We start from the raw sequence: 1,736 nt of genomic DNA on the forward strand, positions 1-1,736 counted from the left end.
ATCGAAAACATTCTATAAAAAATAAGATAAAAAATTTCTCTTTATAAAGAAAAAAAGAGAAATTTTTTTAATTTTCAAAGTTATAGAATATTGATAAGGAGGAGAAGTACATGGAAAAGTTAGAAACTCTTTTGATGCAGATGATCTCTTATAGCGGAGATTGTAAATCTTTGTGTATCGAGGCCATGAATTCTTTTAGGGATGAGGATTTCAATCAGGCTTCTTCTTTGTTAGAAGAAGCAGAAAAAAGTTTGTTAAGAGCGCAAAGGATCCATGCTCAGATTCTCTCAACTTTTGTGAGAAATGAGGAGATGAAGATCAATCTGTTCGTGGTACACGCAGAAGATCAAATGATGAGTTCCGAAACGATTTTGTCGGTTGTCAAGGGAATGTTGAAAATTCTTGATAAGAAGGAGGGTAGAGACAATGGTTAGGGTCATGTTGATTTGTAATGCAGGAATGTCTACAGCCATGTTGGCACAAAAGATCAATAAATATTCAGATGGATATTGTTATGTAGAGGCTTTTGGTGAGGGAGAGTTCGAAGAACATATTGAAGATTTCGATATTGTCTTGGTAGGGCCCCAAATCAGACACCTTATTCCCTCTATAAAAAAAGTGGTCAATAATAGAATACCTGTAAGTTATATTAATCCTGTGGATTACGGAATGATGAAAGTAGATCATGTTATAGCACAGATCAAAGAGATATTGGAGGGTTAGATCATGGAAAAGTTAGAAAATAAAATATTGGATATTTCGGCTAAATTAGGAAATGAAGTACATTTATCTGCTATTAGGAATACATTTATTTCAATGTTGCCAATCATGATTTTTGGAGGTTTGTTTGCCGTGATTGGTTCAGCTCCAGCTACAGAAGATGCAACAGGGTTCATGAGGGTATGGGCAGATTTTGTTGCCTCAAATAGTAAGATATTTTCTTGGATCTCAGTATTAGGACTAGGCTTTACGACACTTTATATCGTGATAGGGATCACGTATAACCTATGTAAATCATATAAGATCGAGCCATTGATCCCACTTTTTATCAGTTGTTTTGGCATCTTTATCTTGAATGTAAATCCGGAAGAATTGGTTTATGGGATGTCTTTGGCGGATCTGACATATCTGGATGGGAAAGGGATCATCATTGGTCTTTTTGTAGGTATCGTCACCGTAGATATATATCGTGTATTAAAAGAGAAAAACTTTGGGAAAATCAAATTGCCGGAAAGTGTTCCACCTTCTTTGAGTGAGACGTTTTCATCGCTAACGATCGCCGTTTTGATAATGTTACTGTATTTAGGAATATTTGCGATATTCAACGCAATGGGAACGACATTGGCAGCTTGGATCGGAGGATTGATTTCACCACAGGTAGAAGCGACGGATAGCTTGGTATTTATCCTGATAATGACGTTTATCATCAATGGGGCATGGTTCTTTGGTATTCATAACGCTACGTTCTGGGGATTGATGGGACCGATCATGTTCATGAATCTTTCAACCAATGCAGCACAACATGCATCAGGATTGGCAGCTACTTCAATATTGACGGAATCCTTTTGGGTATATTTTGTATGTATTGGGGGAACAGGAGCATGTCTTTCCATTGCACTACTATGTTGTTTCTCCAAGTCAAAGACAATAAAAACGGTAGGGCGAATCAGTGTATTGCCGGCATTTTTTGGGATAAGTGAACCAGTGACCTTTGGTTTGCCTATGATGTTGAATCC

The 1,736-nt window shown here is 37.1% G+C and carries 3 protein-coding genes; all 3 read left to right on the forward strand.

What is annotated here, in order from left to right; translation table 11 throughout:
• Nucleotides 1-110: 110 nt before the first annotated feature.
• Nucleotides 111-434, forward strand: a complete 324-nt coding sequence (locus tag PND65_RS09580) for a PTS lactose/cellobiose transporter subunit IIA (protein ID WP_204714927.1) — start codon at nt 111-113, stop codon at nt 432-434.
• On the forward strand, nt 427-723 hold the full coding sequence (locus PND65_RS09585) for a PTS sugar transporter subunit IIB (RefSeq protein WP_015536453.1): 297 nt from the start codon (nt 427-429) through the stop codon (nt 721-723). The genes PND65_RS09580 and PND65_RS09585 overlap by 8 nt, the downstream gene beginning before the upstream one ends.
• A 3-nt stretch (nt 724-726) precedes the next feature.
• On the forward strand, nt 727-1,736 hold a 1,010-nt coding region (locus tag PND65_RS09590; RefSeq protein ID WP_271991864.1), incomplete at its 3' end, for a PTS sugar transporter subunit IIC.

It is taken from the genome of Faecalitalea cylindroides, assembly GCF_028321995.1.
GTDB lineage: Bacteria > Bacillota_I > Bacilli_A > Erysipelotrichales > Erysipelotrichaceae > Faecalitalea > Faecalitalea cylindroides.